Origin of the sequence: Streptomyces echinatus, from assembly GCF_014203595.1 — a bacterium.
Lineage (GTDB): Bacteria > Actinomycetota > Actinomycetes > Streptomycetales > Streptomycetaceae > Streptomyces > Streptomyces echinatus.
Map to the genome: position 1 here is coordinate 25641 of NZ_JACHJK010000010.1, position 17399 is coordinate 43039.

The 17399-nt window shown below is 70.2% G+C and carries 7 protein-coding genes; 2 read left to right on the forward strand and 5 right to left on the reverse strand.

Going from position 1 to position 17399, the window contains the following annotated elements; genetic code table 11:
• Positions 1 to 20: 20 nt before the first annotated feature.
• The 3 genes from FHS34_RS26170 to ngcE all read right to left on the reverse strand — a co-directional run bounded on the left by FHS34_RS26170 (position 21) and on the right by ngcE (position 3458).
• Entirely contained in the window at positions 21 to 944 is a 924-nt protein-coding gene (locus FHS34_RS26170; RefSeq protein ID WP_184969690.1) for a carbohydrate ABC transporter permease, read from the reverse strand.
• 15 nt (positions 945 to 959) lie between these two features.
• The gene (locus FHS34_RS26175) at positions 960 to 1895 is read right to left on the reverse strand and encodes a carbohydrate ABC transporter permease (RefSeq protein WP_184969692.1); all 936 of its coding nucleotides are present in this window, start codon (positions 1893 to 1895) and stop codon (positions 960 to 962) included.
• Positions 1896 to 2015: 120 nt separating this feature from the next.
• Positions 2016 to 3458 carry an N-acetylglucosamine/diacetylchitobiose ABC transporter substrate-binding protein gene (gene ngcE, locus FHS34_RS26180; RefSeq protein WP_184969694.1) on the reverse strand — a complete coding sequence of 481 codons (1443 nt, stop codon included), beginning with the start codon at positions 3456 to 3458 and terminating at the stop codon, positions 2016 to 2018.
• Between the two features lie 352 nt (positions 3459 to 3810).
• Between ngcE and FHS34_RS26185 the strand changes: the two genes are divergently transcribed.
• Positions 3811 to 7611, forward strand: a complete 3801-nt coding sequence (locus tag FHS34_RS26185) for a GH92 family glycosyl hydrolase (RefSeq protein WP_184969696.1) — start codon at positions 3811 to 3813, stop codon at positions 7609 to 7611.
• Positions 7612 to 7710: 99 nt separating this feature from the next.
• Here FHS34_RS26185 and FHS34_RS26190 read toward each other — a convergent pair whose 3' ends face one another.
• A complete protein-coding gene (locus tag FHS34_RS26190; RefSeq protein ID WP_184969698.1) occupies positions 7711 to 10980 on the reverse strand; it encodes a GH92 family glycosyl hydrolase in 3270 nt (1089 codons plus the stop codon).
• A gap of 636 nt (positions 10981 to 11616) precedes the next feature.
• Here FHS34_RS26190 and FHS34_RS26195 point away from each other — a divergent pair.
• Complete coding sequence (locus tag FHS34_RS26195) at positions 11617 to 14310, forward strand: SpoIIE family protein phosphatase (protein WP_184969700.1); 2694 nt, start codon at positions 11617 to 11619, stop codon at positions 14308 to 14310.
• Positions 14311 to 14576: 266 nt separating this feature from the next.
• On the opposite strand, the gene FHS34_RS26200 is transcribed toward FHS34_RS26195, so the two are convergent.
• Positions 14577 to 17387, reverse strand: coding sequence for an aconitate hydratase (locus FHS34_RS26200; RefSeq protein ID WP_308288315.1), 2811 nt, complete (start codon positions 17385 to 17387; stop codon positions 14577 to 14579).
• Positions 17388 to 17399 lie beyond the last annotated feature (12 nt).

Genomic DNA, 17399 nt, shown 5'->3' on the forward strand with positions numbered 1-17399 from the left:
CGGGCGGTCGCGGAGTGCGGTTACTTCAGCGTCGCGGAGGTCAGGCCCGCCTGCACCTGGCGCTGGAAGGACAGGTACACGACCAGCATCGGAATCATCGCGATGGTCACACCCGCGAAGAGAACGGGCAGGTCAGAGGCGTATCCCTGCTGCTGTTGCAGCTGGATCAGGCCCTGGGTGAGGACGTACCGCTCGGGGTCGGAGCCGCTCTGCGGCTGCATGAGGACCGTGGGCAGGATGAACTGGTTCCACTGGCCCAGCGTGTTGAAGATCCCCACACTGATCAGTCCGGGCTTCGCCATCGGCAGCATCACCTGGAAGAAGGTCCGGGTGTGCGAGGCGCCGTCCAGGATGGCCGCCTCGAAGACCGCCGTGGGCAGGGTCCGGAAGAAGGCGTGCATGAAGAACACCGTGAACGGCATCGAGTAGGCGATGTAGACCAGGATCAGCCCCTGGTAGGTGTTCAGCATGTCCAGCCGTTTGACCATGAAGAACAGCGGGACCAGGGCCAGGAACACCGGGAACATCGCGCCGGCCACGAAGAAGTAGTACAGCAGCCGGTTGCCCCAGAACCGGTACCGAGCCAGCACGTAGGCGGCCATCGACCCGAACAGCATGGTCAGCGGCACGGAGAACACCAGGACGATCACAGTGTTCAGGAAGTAGTCGCCGATGCCCTTGTCCCAGGCGCGGGAGAAGACGTCGAGTGACCAGTGCTCCGGCCAGCCGAAGGCCGAGCCGCCGATCTGGGCGTCGGTCTTGAAGGCGCTGAGCACCAGCCACAGCAGCGGCAGCACGATCAGCAGGGCCCACACGGCGAGGAAGCCGTGGGAGAAGACGTTCAGGACCGTGCCCTCGCCGCGGCGGCCGTCCGGGCGGACGGGCACCTTGGCAGCCGGCCGGCCGGCCGGAAGGGGGGCGGTCTCCTTGATGGGTGCGCTCATCGTCGTCACTCCCGCTCAGTACTCGATGCGCTCACGGCGGGTGGCGCGGAGCGTGACCACGGACAGGATCAGCGTGAGCAGCAGCATGACCACGCCCATGGCGCAGGCGTAACCGCTCTTGCCGTAGTAGAGGAAGTTCCGCATCATCACCGTCGACATCACGTCGCTGTGGTGGTCGGGGCCGCCGCCGTAGGCGCCCATGTTCTGGGTCATCGAGGAGACCAGTACGAACATGTCCATGGCGACGATGCCGAGGTAGACCCAGGCGGTCTGCACGCTGTCCCACAGCAGCGGCAGGGTGATGCGGAGGAAGGACTGGTTGCGGCCGGCCCCGTCGATCAGGGCGGCCTCGTAGATGTCCCGCGGGATGGACTGCATGGCCGCCGAGAACAGCACCAGATAGAAGCCGACACCGTGCCAGACCACGACCAGCATCAGCGCCCACAGCACCATGCCGGGCTCGTTGAGCCACTCCACGGGGGTGTCGGCGTCGACCAGCCCGAGCTTGATCAGGAAGCCGTTGAGCAGACCGCCGCCGTCACTGCGGTACACCGCGTTGAACAGCACCGCGAGGATCGCCAGCGACAGCACCTGCGGGAAGAAGTAGACGATCTTGTAGAGCTTCGACCCGGCGACGCCCTGCACCCCGCCGGCCCGGCCGTGTCCGCCCGCGTTCAGCATGAAGGCGAAGAACAGGGCGAGCAGGATCGTGATCACCGGGATGAAGATCAGGAACAGGATGTTGTGCCAGATGGCCTTCAGGAAGACGTCGTCCTGGAACAGCGTCTTGTAATTGTCCAGACCAACGAAGTCGAAGGTCTGCGACTGCCCCTTCCAGTTGGTCAGTGAATAGCCGAACGTCTGGATGTACGGCCAGATCACGAAGATCACATAAAGCGCCACGGGAACGAAGAGAAACCCCGCGACGAACCGGTACTGCCCTTTGCGCATACCTGCCCCTGATATTCCGGTCGTGCGGGCGCCCCGAAAGGGGCGCGGGGTACTGCGCGACGAGCCATGACGGACCGGCACCCGCAGTCACACCCGCGCCCCCACGACGCCCCGGCGGACCTAATCCCGGTGGTTCTTCTTCGACGCAGGGTCCTTCGCCTGCTTGTCCACGGCGGCCTGACACCTCTTCAGCCACTCCTTGGGCTGGATGCGCTTGGCCATCAGCTCGTTGGAGGCGGCCTCGATGGCGGTCCCCATCTCGCTGTACCACTCGGTGTACAGGTAGCGGAAGGTGTTGTCGCCGGCCGCCTTGGACGCCTCGACCGTGGACTGGGTGCCGGGACGCAAGCGCACGCCCGGGTCGACGCCGTCCTTGAGGATGGTGAGCGAGTTGGCCTGCTTGGCGAAGAGCGTCGACCACTCCTTGGAGAGCATGCGCCGCATGAACTCCTTGGCCGCGGGCAGGTTGCCCGCCTTCGCCGGGATGATGAAGGGCTCGCCCGAGCCGGCCCGGATCGCCTCGAACGGCAGCTTGCTGCCGGACAGCAGCGGCATGGGCAGGAACTTCATGTCGAAGTCCGTCGGCGTCTGCTTGAGCTGCTCGTTCTCCAGCCAGGAGCCGGAGGTGATGAACGCGGCCTTGTACTGGTTCCAGCGGGTCTGCGACTCGGTGTGGGTCAGGCCGTTCGTGCCGGGCATCAGATAGCCCTTCTCGACCACCTCGTAGACGGCCTCGACGGCGGCCTGCGCCGCGTCCGAGCCGACGAACGCCTTGGGGTCGAGGTTGTCGATGGCCTTCATCGCCTCCAGACCGCCCTTCTTGGCGATCAGGTCCATGATGGCGACGTTGATGTAGTACGGGTACTTGCCCTGGTGGGCCAGGCCGCCGATGCCCTGCGACTTGGCGTCCTTGCAGACGGCGAGGAAGTCGTCCCAGGTCTTCGGCTCCTGCCAGCCCTTCTCCTTGAAGAGCTTGCCGGAGTACCACAGCCCCCAGACGGTGTAGATGTAGTTCAGCGCGACGACCTTGCCCTCCTGCATGCCCGGGTCGAGCGTGCCGGGGATCAGGGTGTCGCGGACCTTCTTCGCCGGGTCGTCGACGGAGGGCGCGTCGAGCACCTCGGCGAGGTCCAGCAGCTGGCCGTTCTTGTACAGGACGTCGACCTTGATCTGCTGCGCGCCGGAGTCGTCCACGACGTCCGGCGGGTTGCCCGCGTTGAAGCGCGGCTGGAGCTTGCCGGTGATCTCCTGGGTGCCGGTGTGGGTGGAGGTGATGCCGAGCTTCTTGTCGAAGTCGGCCTCCCACGCCTTGGCGTAGTCGTCGCCGTATCCGCCCTTGAAGACGACGACGTCGAGCTTGCTGCCCTTCTTGGCACCGAAGGGGTTGTCCTTGGAGGTCTTCCCCTTGGTGTCGCCCTCGTCCGAGCTGCCGCTGTCGCCGCCGCTGGCACAGGCGGACATCAGCCCCATCGCCGGAACGGCGACCAGACCGAGCGCCGCCGAGCGCTTGATCAGATCACGACGTCCGACACCTTCGGCACCGGGGTGCTCAGTGGATCCCATGCTCAAGTCCTCGCCTTCTCCAGGACTCAGGCGGTGAACCGGATCCTCCCCGGCACCGCTGTCGGGTAGTGCTGGGTCGTGCTGGGTCGTGCTGGAAACGCCGACAGGTATAGTCCACTTCCGGGCGGCGGAGCAAGATCGAACGCAAGGTTCGACCTGGGTCTTTTCCGAGTTGAGACCTCGCGGAAATATGGAGCCCCAAAGAGCGGCCTCCCGGAAAAAGGCGCGACATAACTCCCCGAATGCCACAGCCAACACCCTTGACATCACGGGCCACTTGACCACCTACTGGTTCTTGCGCCCTGCAGTTGACAACGTTGTCCGGAGGGGGCGCAGGAGGGGAAATCCGTAGATGCAGCGGAGAACTCGGCACAGATGGGGTCCGGCGGCCGTCCTCACGGCCGCCTTTGTCATGGCCGTCGGCGCACAGGGCGCGGCGGTCGCCCTGCCGGCCAGGGCTCCGGCGGCGGACCGGGAGTTCGCGTCCTCGTTCGAGGCGGGCGAACCGGCGCCGGACTGGCTGAACACCGTCGACACCGGCCCCGAAGGCGGCAAGCGCGCCTCGGGCGTCGACGGCGGCTACAGCACCGGCATTCCGGGCAATGTGACCGATCACGTCACCGAAGTCCGGGCGAGCGCCGAGAACGCGGGCGCCGGGGAGGTCAAGGAGAACCTCGTCGACGGCGAGCCCGGCAGCAAGTGGCTGACCTTCGAACCCACCGGCTGGGCGGAGTTCGACCTGGACAGACCCATCAAGATAGCGACGTACGCGCTCACCTCGGCGAACGACTACGACGAGCGCGACCCCAGGGACTGGACCCTCCAGGGCTCCGTCGACGGCAAGGACTGGAAGACGGTCGACACCCGCTCGGGCGAGAACTTCTCCGAGCGCTTCCAGACCAAGTCGTACGACCTCACCGAACCGGCCGAATACCAGCACTTCCGGCTGGAGGTCACGAAGAACAACGGCGCCCCGGACATCCTGCAGCTCGCCGATGTGCAGTTCTCCACCGGAGGCGGCGGCGGGCCGGTGCCGCAGGACATGCTGACCCTCGTCGACAAGGGCCCGAGCGGCTCCCCGACCGCCAAGGCACGCGCCGGGTTCACCGGGAAGCGTGCACTGCGCTACGCCGGCCGGCACACCGCGGACGGCCGCGCGTACTCGTACAACAAGGTCTTCGACGTGAACGTGAAGGTCGGCCGCGACACCGGGCTGTCGTACCGCGTCTTCCCGTCGATGGCCGACGGCGACCGCGACTACGACGCCTCCTACGTCTCCGTCGACCTGGCGTTCACCGACGGCACCTACCTGAGCGGCCTCGGCGCCCTGGACCAGCACGGCTTCCCGCTCACCCCGCGCGGGCAGGGCGCGTCGAAGGCGCTGTACGTGAACCAGTGGAACAACGTGGCCGCGCGGATCGGCTCGGTGGCCGCCGGGAGGACGGTCGACCGGATCCTGGTGGCGTACGACTCCCCGGACGGCCCGGCGAAGTTCCGCGGCTGGCTCGACGACGTCTCCCTGAAGCCGATGGCGCCCGAGAAGCCCCAGGCGCATCTGTCGGACTACGCGCTGACCACCCGCGGCACCAACTCCAGCGGCAGCTTCTCGCGCGGCAACAACTTCCCCGCGACGGCTCTGCCGCACGGCTTCAACTTCTGGACGCCGGTGACCAACGCGTCCTCGCTGAGCTGGCTGTACGAATACGCACGTGCGAACAACGCGGACAACCTGCCCACGATCCAGGCGTTCAGCGCGAGCCACGAGCCGAGCCCGTGGATGGGCGACCGGCAGACCTTCCAGGTGATGCCGTCGGCCGCGTCCGGCACCCCGGACACCGCCCGTGAGGCGCGGGAGCTGCCGTTCCGGCACGAGAACGAGACCGCGCGGCCCTACTACTACGGGGTGCGGTTCGAGAACGGTCTCAAGACCGAGATGACCCCGACCGACCACGCGGCCGTGCTGCGCTTCACCTACCCCGGCGACGACGCGAGCGTGCTGTTCGACAACGTCACCGAGCAGGCCGGCCTGACGCTCGACAAGGAGCACGGGACCGTCACCGGCTACTCGGACGTGAAGTCGGGCCTGTCCACGGGCGCGACCCGGCTGTTCGTGTACGGCGAGTTCGACAAGCCGGTCACCGACGGCGGATCGAGCGGGGTGAAGGGCTACCTGCGCTTCGACGCGGGCGCCGACCACACCGTCGGCCTGCGCCTCGCGACCTCGCTCATCAGCGTCGACCAGGCGAAGGACAACCTGCGCCAGGAGGTCGGCGGCGCCTCTTTCGACACCGTCAAGGCGCGTGCCCTGCGCACCTGGGACAAGCTGCTCGGCAAGGTCGAGGTGGAGGGCGCGACGCCGGACCAGCTGACCACGCTGTACTCCGGTCTGTACCGGCTCTACCTGTACCCCAACTCGGGCTTCGAGAAGGTGGACGGCAAGGACCGGTACGCCTCGCCGTTCTCCGCCATGCCGGGCCCGGACACCCCGACGCACACCGGCGCGAAGATCGTCGACGGCAAGGTGTACGTCAACAACGGCTTCTGGGACACCTACCGGACCACGTGGCCGGCGTACTCCTTCCTGACCCCGTCCCAGGCGGGCGAGATGGTCGACGGGTTCGTGCAGCAGTACAAGGACGGCGGCTGGACCTCCCGCTGGTCCTCCCCCGGCTACGCGGACCTGATGACCGGCACCTCCTCGGACGTGGCGTTCGCGGACGCCTACGTCAAGGGCGTGAGGTTCGACGCGAAGGCGGCGTACGACGCGGCCGTGAAGAACGCGACCGTCGTCCCGCCGGCGTCGGGCGTGGGCCGCAAGGGCATGAGCACCTCGCCCTTCCTCGGCTACACCCCCACCGACACCCACGAGGGCCTGTCGTGGGCGATGGAGGGCTACGTCAACGACTACGGCATCGCGAGGATGGGCGAGGCGCTCTACAGGAAGACGGGCGAGAAGCACTACCAGGAGGAGTCGGAGTACTTCCTCAACCGGGCGCGGGACTACGTGAACCTGTTCGACGCCAAGGCCGGCTTCTTCCAGGGCCGTGACGCCAAGGGCGGCTGGCGCGTGGACTCCGCCAAGTACGACCCGCGCGTGTGGGGTTACGACTACACGGAGACCAACGGCTGGGGCTACGCCTTCACCGCCCCGCAGGACAGCCGGGGCCTGGCCAACCTGTACGGCGGCCGGCAGGGCCTCGCCGACAAGCTCGACGAGTACTTCGCCACCCCCGAGACGGCCTCCCCCGACTACGTGGGCTCCTACGGCGGTGTCATCCACGAGATGACCGAGGCCAGGGACGTCCGGATGGGCATGTACGGCCACTCCAACCAGGTCGCGCACCACGTCATCTACATGTACGACGCGGCCGGCCAGCCCTGGAAGGCACAGGCGTACGTGCGCGAGGCGCTCGGCCGGCTCTACACCGGCAGCGAGATCGGGCAGGGCTACCACGGCGACGAGGACAACGGCGAACAGTCGGCCTGGTACCTCTTCTCCTCGCTCGGCTTCTACCCGCTGGTCATGGGCAGCGGCGAGTACTCCATCGGCTCCCCGCTGTTCAAGAAGGTGACCGTGCACCTGGAGAACGGCCGGGATCTGGTGGTGCGGGCGCCGAGGAACAGCGCGAAGAACGTCTATGTCCAGGGCGTGATGGTCAACGGGCGTCCGTGGACGTCGACTTCGCTGCCGCACTCGCTGCTGTCCAAGGGCGGGTTGCTGGACTTCTTCATGGGCTCCCAGCCGTCGGCCTGGGGCACGGGCAGGAACGCGGCGCCGGTCTCCGTCACCGAGGACGACCAGGTGCCGGCGCCCCGCGCGGACGTCCTGAAGGGCGCGGGCGCGCTCTTCGACGACACCTCCGCGACGAGCGCGACCGTCACCTCGGCCGACCTTCCGGCCCAGGGCGCCGTGAAGCCCGTCCAGTACACCCTGACCTCGGGGACCGACCACACCGCGGCACCGGCCGGCTGGACCCTCCAGGGCTCCACGGACGGTACGGCCTGGCACACCCTGGACCACCGCTCGGGCGAGTCGTTCACCTGGGACCGCCAGACCCGTGCCTTCACCATCGCCGCGCCGGGGACGTACACGAGGTACCGGCTGGTCCTGGACGGCGAGTCGACCCTGGCGGAGGTGGAACTGCTGGCCTGAGGGACACGACGCCCCTGACGGCCGGTCCGTCGGGCGATGAGAGGCGGCCCGCACCCGGGTTCCGGGTGCGGGCCGCCGCGGTGTGCGGGCCGGTCGGGGTCAGCCTGTGGCGAGGGTGAAGACGTGCAGGTCGGCGTTGTGCGGGAGCGTGACGCCGCTGATCCGCTTGCCGGCCGGGGCCCGGTGCGGCCGGGTGGCGAAGACATACGTCGCCACCGGATCCTTGTCCGCGCCGGCGACATTGCGGTACGCGGTCCTGGCGACGACCTCGTTGCCGTACTGGACGGTGCCGCCGCCTCCGCCGACGGTCCAGTCGGTGAAGGACAGGTCGGCGGTGCCGGTGGTGCCGTCGGTGTAGGTGACGGTCGCCTCGGTCCGCTGGTTGCCGTTGACCGCGCTGCCGATGAAGGACAACACCGCCGGGGCATCGGCCAGTCGAATCGTCTGACCGGCCGCGGTGGCGTTGTCGGGGCGGCCGGCGGGTGAGCCGGGCCAGGTGAAGGCGAGGCCGTCGGCCGTGGTCCGTTCGCCCGGGGTGAGGCCGGCCGCCGCGAGGGCCTGCCGGGAGTAGCTCCAGCCGCCGCCGTCGTAGTCGGCCTCGTCGTGGTCCCCGTCGTCGTCGGAGACACCCGTGCTGTCGTAGGCGGCGAGCAGGGTGCCCGGTGCGGCCACGGTGAGCGACACCGGCTGCCGGTAGGAGGAGTCGCCCGAGACCACCGTGACCTCGACGTCGGCGAAGCCCTGCCCGGCGTCCCGCGCCGCCGTGAGGGTGATCTCCCGGGCGCCGTCGGCGACGGTGCCCTCGGCGGGTGTGGCCGTCACACCGGCCGGGGTCTCCACCCGGAAGCGCACCTCGGGGCCCGAACCGCCGGTCAGCGACAGCGCGCGGACACCGATCGTCGTGCTGTCACCGGGGGCGAGGGTGGCCGTGGTGGGGCCGACGCCGATCTGGTAAGGCTGTTCGCCCTCCCGGAAGGACGGGGGCGGGCTGTCCGCGCCCCAGTCCCGGTCCGGGGTGGTGGCGAGGGTGTAGTCGAGGCGTCCGCCGTCCCGGACGAAGGACGCGGGCAGCCAGGGGCGGTCACTGCCGCGGCCGTTCACCTTCAGGGACCGGACGTACGGGGCGTCGGCCGCCGCGCCGGTGGCCCGGACGGAGATGTCGTTGCCGTGCGGCCGGTCGATCTCGATGCGTTCGAACAGCGGTGAGGCCAGGACCAGTTCGGACCGGGACGGCACCTGCGGGTACATGCCGAGGGCGGAGAAGACGTACCAGGCGGACATCGCGCCGAGGTCGTCGTTGCCCGGGATGCCGCCGGGCTCGGTGGACCACAGCCGCCGCATCGCCGCGCGGACGGTCTCCTGCGTCTTGTAGGGGGCACCCGCGTAGTCGTACAGGTAGGGGACGTTGATCGACGGCTCGTTGTCCAGCTCGGACTTGGTGCCGCCGCTGCCGGTGAAGGCCCAGCCGCCGTCGGCGTCGTGGAAGAAGTCGTCCATCCGGGCGAGCGCCTTGTCCCGGCCGCCCATCGCCGCGAAGAGACCGGCGGGGTCGTGCGGCACCATCCAGGTGTACTGGGCGGCCGTGCCCTCGACGAAGCCGTTGCCGGTGCCCGGGGTGAAGCCGGTGACCCAGCTGCCGTCGGCCTTGCGGTTGGCGGCGTATCCGCCGCCGGGGTCGGCCGCGATGTCGAAGTTGTTCTGCCACCACTGGGCGCGGCGGGCGAACGCGGCCGCCGTGCCCTTCCTCCCTGCCGCGCGGGCCAGCTGGGCGAGGGAGAAGTCGGCGGTGGACATCTCCAGGGTCTCGGCGGCGCCGCCCCAGGCGTTGGAGACGGACGGCATGTAGTGCAGCTGGAGGTACTTGTCGAGGGAGGGCCGCTGGCCGGCCGACAGCACCGGCTTGCCCGCCGGGGACAGGTCCTGCGGGGTGGGCACGGTCGCCGCCCGCACGAGGGACCGCAGGGCGCCGTCGAGGTCGAAGTCCGTGCCGCCGAAGGCGTGGATGCCGGCCAGGGCGGTCGGCGCGGGGTCGCCGTTCATGACGTGGGTGCCGCTCGCCCCGTGCAGCCAGCGGTCCCAGACTCCCCCGTTCTGCCGGGCGAGTTCGTACAGGGACTGCGCGATGTCGGAGCCGGTGCGCGGGTCGAGCAGCGTCAGCAGCTGCACCTGGTCCCGGTAGACGTCCCAGCCGGAGAAGGTGCCGTACTGGGCGCGGTGGCCCGGGCCGACGGTGTGCACCTCGCCGTCGGCGCCGCGGTACCTGCGGTCGGCGTCGCTGATGACGTTCGGATGGAGCAGCGCGTGGTAGAGCGCGGTGTAGAAGGTGGTGCGCTCGGCGTCGGTGCCGCCGCCGACCCGGACGGCTCCCAGACGCTCGCGCCAGGCCCGGCGGGCCGCGTCCCGGACCGCGTCGAAGGACCGCCCCGGCGGGTTCTCGGCGGCCAGGTTGGCCTCGGCGGCCTCCCGGCTGACGTAGGAGATGCCGACCTTGACGTTCACCGGTCCTTCGCCGGGCGCGAACTCCACGTAGCCGCCCGCCCCCTTCCCGGCGACCGGGCGGCCGCCGTGCGAGAAGCCGCCGGTGCCGCCGGACGCCTGCCGGGAGCCGGGCTCCAGCGTGTCGTCGTGCCAGGTGCCGGCGGAGGTGAAGGCGCGGTCGAAGTGGGCGGTGAAATAGAGGGTGTAGTAGGCGCGTTGTCCCTCGGGGTCGAGGTAGCCGCAGAAGTTCCCGGAGGTGACCGAACCGGAGATCGTCCGGGTGTCCGGGTCGATGGTGACGGCCGAGTCCTGCGAGCCGACCTCGGAGTTGGCGGTGCGCACGAGCAGGGACGCGGGTTTGTCCGCCGGGTAGGTGAAGCGGGCCGAGCCGGTGCGGGCGGTGGCGGTGAGGTCGGCGGTGACGCCGGAGGCCAGGCCGACCTTGTAGTGGCCGGGTTCGGCGGTCTCGTCGGCGTGGCCGAAGCCGGACGCGTAGACGGCGTCCCTGGTGTCGCTCGCCGGGGAGGACGTGACCTCGCCGGCGTACGGGAAGAACGGGATGTCCCCGCTGCCGCCCGCGCAGCCGGTGCCGGACATGTGGGTGAGGCTGAAGCCGCGGATGCGGGTGGCGTCGTACTGGTAGCCGCCCGGGGCGGCGGTTCTCGTGGCGTCGCCGCGGGTGTTCTCGGGGCTCCAGGAGAGCATGCCGAACGGCACGACGGCGCCCGGGAAGACGTCGCCGCCGTTGCCGGTGCCGATCAGCGGATCGACGTATCCGGTGGGATCCTCGACGAGGCCGGGGGGAGCGCCGGCCGCCGCGAGGGCGGGGGTTGCGGTGCCGCCGGTCGCGAGCAGCGCGGCCAGCAGCAGGGACGTGGGTCGGAAACGCATGACGCGGCCCTTCCTCCAAACGGACGGGTCGCGCACCACAGGTCGCACAAGCCGCAGGGACAGTAGCGTGCGTCACCGGTACCACGGAAGACCGCGTACGCCCCGGCAGGCGCGTCCGGGGGATCACCCGGCCGGGTGGGCCAAATGGGTTGACATCGTTGTCCGTTGAGGGGGTAGAGTCGTGCTCAGGACCATATGACAACGATGTCGCGCGGCGCGGGTCGCCGCACAAGCCACGCAGTCGCAGTTCCGGGCCATCCCCTCCGGGCAGGTATCTCCCATCCCCCCACCTGCCCGGCTCACGGACCCGGTGCGCCACGGTCTTTCGTCCGGACCGGGCCGGATCAGCGCATCCCGGCACGGTCCGAGGAGAGGCCCCGGGCCACCGGGTCCGCCAGAGCGCCGGCGCGCGAGGAGGCGCCGGGAGCGGCAGGGAGCGAGGCGGTGCGGGACGGGGCCGACCGGAGCAATGGGACAGCCTCCGCACACCGTTTCCATAAGGCCCGCGTCAAGCCGGGCAGCCCTGAGCGCCCCTGCGCGGGCGACGGCCCGGACGGGGTCGAGGGGCGAGCACACCGTGTCCACCTCGTGGACGCACCATAGCCACCCGGAAATCACCGGTGCTACAAATACCGCATGTCGGACGCATCTGCCCGATTCAGGCGCCTCGCATGGCGCACTGTGGTCGGCAAGAGTCCCCGGAGCGTCGCCGGGCAGGTTTTCCTGCTGCAGGTGGCCGTGGTGGGGCTGCTCGTGCTCTGCGCCGTCCTCGCTCTCTACCTTCAGTCGAAGCGGGACACCACCACCGAGGCCAAGCGCCGGTCCATCGCCGTCGCCCAGACCTTCGCCCACTCCCCGGGCGTGGAGCAGGCGCTGCGGCTCCCGAACCCCTCCACGGTCCTCCAGCCGATGACCGAGGCGACCCGCAAATCCGCCGGCGTCGACTTCATCGTGGTCATGGACACCCACGGCATCCGCTACACCCACCCGCTGCCCAGCCGGATCGGCAAGCGGTTCGTGGGCACCATCGGGCCCTCGCTGGCCGGGAAGGTCTACACGGAGAGCGTCCACGGGCCGCTGGGCCACGAGGTGCAGGCCACCGTGCCCGTCGACGACTACCGCGGCAAGGTGATCGCCCTGGTCTCCGCCGGGCTGAAGGTGCAGCGCGTCACCAGCGCGCTGGACCGGCAGCTGCCGATCATCCTGGCCGCCGGGGGCGGCGCGCTCGTGGTGGCGACCGGCGGTACGGCCCTCGTGGGCAGGAGGCTGCGGCGCCAGACCCACAGCCTCGCTCCGGACGAGATGTCCCGGATGTACGAGCACCACGACACGGTTTTGCACTCGGTGCGGGAGGGCGTGCTCATCATCGGTGCGGACGGCCGGCTCCTGCTCGCCAACGACGAGGCCAGGCGCCTGCTGGAGCTGCCCTCCGACGCCGAGGGATGCCCGGTGGGGGAGCTGCCGGGCCTCGACCCCGCGACGGTGGAGCTGCTCGGCTCCGGGCGCGAGGCCAGCGACGAGGTGCACTTCGCCATGGGCCGGCTGCTGGCGGTCAACCAGCGGCCCACGGACGGTGCGGGAGGCCCCGGGGGAACCGTCGTCACGCTCCGCGACTCCACCGAGCTCCAGGCCGTGTCCGGCCGGGCCGAGGCGGCCCGGGAGCGGCTGGAGCTCCTCTACGACGCGGGCCTGTGCATCGGCAGCACCCTGGACGTGGTCCGCACGGCCGACGAGCTGGCCCGGGTGGCCGTCCCCCGGTTCGCCGACTTCGTCACCGTCGACCTGGCCGACGACGTACTGCACGGGGAGGAACCGGCTCCGACGGCGACGGACATGCGGCGGGTCGCCGTGAGCGGCATCCGGGACGACCATCCCCTCTACGAGCAGGGCCGGCTGATCGACTTCCTGCCGTCCACCCCGCAGGCGCGCGGCTACGACACGGGACACGCCGAGCTCGTGACCGACCTGGCGTCGGCCGAGGGCTGGCACGCGCAGGACCCGATGCGGACCCGGCGGATCGTGGACTACGGGATCCACTCGCTGATCACGGCCCCGATCCAGGCGCGCGGTGTCCTGCTGGGCATGGCCCACTTCTGGCGCGCCAAGCAGGAGCCCTTCGACGCGGAGGAGCTGTCCCTGGCGGAGGAGCTGGTGGCCCGGGCCGCGGTCAGCATCGACAACGCCCGCCGGTACACCCGCGAGCACGCCCTCGCGGTCACCCTGCAGCGCAGCCTGCTGCCACGGGCCCTGCCGGAGCAGACCGCCCTCGACGTCGCCTACCGCTATCTGCCGGCGCAGTCGGGGGTGAGCGGGGACTGGTTCGACGTCATCCCGCTGCCGGGCAGCCGGGTGGCCCTGGTCGTCGGTGACGTGGTCGGCCACGGCCTGCACGCCGCCGCGACGATGGGCCGGCTGCGGACCGCGGTGCACAACTTCTCCACCCTGGACCTGCCGCCGGACGAGCTGCTCCAGCACGTGGACGACCTGGTCGGCCGCATCGACCAGAACGAGGCCTGTCCGGAGCGGGCCGGGGAGATCGTGGGTGCCACCTGCCTGTACGCGATCTACGACCCGGCGACGCGCCGCTGCGTCATGGCGCGGGCCGGGCACCTGGCGCCCGCGCTGGTCCACCCCGACGGCAGTGTCACCTTCGCCGACCTGCCGGCCGGGCCTCCGCTGGGCCTGGGCGGCATGCCGTTCCAGACGGCCGAGCTGGAGCTGGCCGAGGGCAGCCAGCTCGTGCTGTACACCGACGGTCTGGTCGAGGACCGCGCACGGGACCTCGACGAGGGTCTGGAGCTGCTGCGCGGGGCGCTGGCGGGGCATCCCGGCCGGGCACCGGAGGAGAGCTGCCAGGCCGTGCTGGACCAGCTGCTGCCGGAGCGTCCCCGGGACGACGTCGCCCTGCTCGTCGCGCGCACCCGGGCGCTGCCCGCCGACCGGGTCGCCGACTGGGACGTGCCGCGCGATCCGGCCGCCGTGTCGGGGATGCGTGCCGCCGTCTCGGCCAAGCTGGAGGAGTGGGGCCTGTCCGAGCTGGGCTTCGGGATGGAACTGGTACTGAGCGAGCTGATCACCAACGCCATCCGCTACGGCTCCGATCCGGTGCACGTGCGGCTGATCCACGACCGCACGCTGGTGTGCGAGGTGGCCGACGGCAGCAGTACCTCGCCGCATCTGCGGTACGCCGCGACGACCGACGAGGGAGGCCGGGGCCTGTTCCTGGTCTCCCAGCTGGCCGAGCGCTGGGGCACCCGGTACAACCCGCACGGCAAGGTGATCTGGGCCGAGCTGACCGTGCCGGACCTCGACGCGCTGCTCGCCGACTGAGGGACCGGGCCGAGCCGGGGGCGGCGGGCGCCACGCCCGGACCAGGCCACCGAGGCCCCGGCCGCCGGCCTCTGTCGAGGGTGATGCCCCGGCGGGTGCCGGTGATGGCGCAGGGCGAGGGGTCCCCCAGCGGGCGCCGGTGACGACCCGGGACGAGAGAGGTGCCCCGGCGGGTGCCGGTGATGGCGCGGGGCGAGGGGCGGACACGGCGGAGGGCCGCACCCCCGGTGACGGGGGTGCGGCCCTGGGACGCCTGCCTCGACCGCTTACTTGCGGATCAGGCTGCGCAGCACGTACTGCATGATGCCGCCGTTGCGGTAGTAGTCGGCCTCACCGGGGGTGTCGATGCGGACGACCGCGTCGAACTCGACACCGGTGTCGGTGGTGACCTTGACCGTGCGCGGCGTGGTGCCGTTGTTGAGCTCCTCGACGCCGGTGAAGGAGAAGGTCTCCTCGCCGGTCAGGCCGAGGGACTCGGCGGTCGCGCCCTCCGGGAACTGCAGCGGCAGGACGCCCATGCCGATGAGGTTCGAGCGGTGGATGCGCTCGTACGACTCGGCGATGACGGCCTTCACGCCGAGCAGCGCGGTGCCCTTGGCCGCCCAGTCGCGGGACGAGCCGGAGCCGTACTCCTTGCCGGCCAGGACGACCAGCGGGATGCCCTGCTCGATGTAGTTGCGGGAGGCGTCGTAGATGAACGACACCGGCGCCCCTCCTTCACCTTCGGCGGACCGGGTGAAGTCGCGGGTGTAGCCGCCCTCGGTGCCCGGCGCGATCTGGTTGCGCAGGCGGATGTTGGCGAACGTGCCGCGGATCATGACCTCGTGGTTGCCGCGGCGCGAGCCGTAGCTGTTGAAGTCACGACGCTCCACACCGTGCTCGGTGAGGTACTTGCCGGCCGGGGTGTCGGCCTTGATCGCACCGGCCGGGGAGATGTGGTCGGTGGTGACCGAGTCGCCCAGCTTGGCGAGCACGCGGGCACCGGCGATGTCGCTGACCGGGGCCGGCTCCATCTCCATGCCCTCGAAGTACGGGGGCTTGCGGACGTAGGTCGACTCGGAGTCCCACTCGAAGGTGTTGCCGGTCGGGACCGGGAGCGACTGCCACTGGGCGTCGCCCGCGAAGACGTCCTGGTAGGACTTGTTGAACATGTCCTCGCCGATGGCGTTGGCGACGACGTCGTTGACCTCGGCCTCGGAGGGCCAGATGTCCTTCAGGTAGACCGGGTTGCCGTCCTGGTCGGTGCCCAGGGCGTCACGGGTGATGTCCACCTTCATGGAGCCCGCGAGGGCGTAGGCGACGACCAGCGGCGGGGACGCCAGGTAGTTCATCTTGACGTCGGGGTTGATACGGCCCTCGAAGTTCCGGTTGCCGGAGAGGACCGAGGTGACCGCGAGGTCGTGGTCGTTGACGGCCTTGGAGACCTCCTCCGGCAGCGGGCCGGAGTTGCCGATGCAGGTGGTGCAGCCGTAGCCGACGAGGTTGAAGCCGACCTTGTCGAGGTAGGGGGTCAGGCCCGCCTTCTCGAAGTAGTCGGTGACGACCTTCGAACCCGGGGCGAGGGTGGTCTTGACCCACGGCTTGCGGGTCAGGCCCTTCTCGACCGCCTTCTTGGCCACCAGGGCGGCGGCGACCATGACGTACGGGTTGGAGGTGTTGGTGCAGGAGGTGATGGCCGCGACCGTCACCGCACCGTGGTCCAGCTCGTAGGTCGTGCCGTCGGGGGCGGTGACCTGGACCGGGTTCGACGGGACGGACCCGGTGCCCTGGCCGTGCTGCGGGGCGCCGGCGCCGTTCTCCTCGTGGCCGTAGGCCGGGGCGTCGGAGGCCGGGAAGGACTCGGCGCTCGCCTCGTCGACCACGGAGGCGGCGGCGGCCGGCGTCTGGGCGACGGGGGCCTCGACGTAGTTGAGGACGTCCTTGGCGAACTGCTGGGCGGCCTCGGCGAGGACGATGCGGTCCTGCGGGCGCTTCGGGCCGGCGATGGAGGGGACGACCGTGGAGAGGTCCAGCTCGAGCTTCTCGGAGAAGTCCGGCTCGGCCTTCGGGTCCAGCCAGAGGCCCTGCTCCTTGGCGTACGCCTCGACGAGCGCGACCTGCTGCTCGGAGCGGCCGGTGAGCTTGAGGTAGTTCAGGGTCTCGTCGTCGATCGGGAAGATCGCGGCGGTGGAGCCGAACTCCGGCGACATGTTGCCGATGGTGGCGCGGTTGGCGAGGCTCGTGGCGGCCACACCCTCGCCGTAGAACTCGACGAACTTGCCGACGACGCCGTGCTTGCGCAGCATCTCGGTGATCGTGAGGACCAGGTCGGTCGCGGTGGTGCCGGCGGGCAGCTCGCCGGTCAGCTTGAAGCCGACGACGCGCGGGATCAGCATGGAGACCGGCTGGCCGAGCATGGCGGCCTCGGCCTCGATGCCGCCGACGCCCCAGCCGAGGACGCCGAGGCCGTTGACCATGGTGGTGTGCGAGTCGGTGCCGACGAGGGTGTCGGGGTAGGCCTGGCCACCCCGGACCATGACGGTCCGCGCCAGGTGCTCGATGTTCACCTGGTGGACGATGCCGGTGCCGGGCGGGACGACCTTGAACTCGTCGAAGGCGGTCTGGCCCCAGCGCAGGAACTGGTAGCGCTCCTTGTTGCGGCCGTACTCCAGCTCGACGTTCTGCTTGAAGGCGTCGTTGGTGCCGAACTTGTCGGCGATGACGGAGTGGTCGATGACCAGCTCGGCCGGCGCCAGCGGGTTGATCTTCGCCGGGTCGCCGCCCAGCTCCTTCACGGCCTCACGCATGGTCGCGAGGTCCACGACACAGGGCACGCCGGTGAAGTCCTGCATGATCACGCGGGCCGGCGTGAACTGGATCTCCTGGCTGGGCTGGGCCTGGGAGTCCCAGCTGCCGAGGGCACGGATGTGGTCGGCGGTGATGTTCGCGCCGTCCTCCGTGCGGAGCAGGTTCTCCAGCAGCACCTTCAGGCTGTACGGAAGGCGAGCCGAGCCTTCCACCTTGTCCAGCCGGAAGATCTCGTACGACTCGTCGCCCACCTGCAGCGTGCTGCGGGCGTCGAAGCTGTTCGCCGACACGACAGTCTCCTT

Bases quoted from the DNA above. Each gene is read 5' to 3' on its own strand.
- FHS34_RS26170 (WP_184969690.1), bottom strand. From the start codon at position 944: ATGAGCGCACCCATCAAGGAGACCGCCCCCCTTCCGGCCGGCCGGCCG.
- FHS34_RS26175 (WP_184969692.1), bottom strand. From the start codon at position 1,895: ATGCGCAAAGGGCAGTACCGGTTCGTCGCGGGGTTTCTCTTCGTTCCC.
- ngcE (WP_184969694.1), bottom strand. From the start codon at position 3,458: ATGGGATCCACTGAGCACCCCGGTGCCGAAGGTGTCGGACGTCGTGAT.
- FHS34_RS26185 (WP_184969696.1), top strand. From the start codon at position 3,811: ATGCAGCGGAGAACTCGGCACAGATGGGGTCCGGCGGCCGTCCTCACG.
- FHS34_RS26190 (WP_184969698.1), bottom strand. From the start codon at position 10,980: ATGCGTTTCCGACCCACGTCCCTGCTGCTGGCCGCGCTGCTCGCGACC.
- FHS34_RS26195 (WP_184969700.1), top strand. From the start codon at position 11,617: ATGTCGGACGCATCTGCCCGATTCAGGCGCCTCGCATGGCGCACTGTG.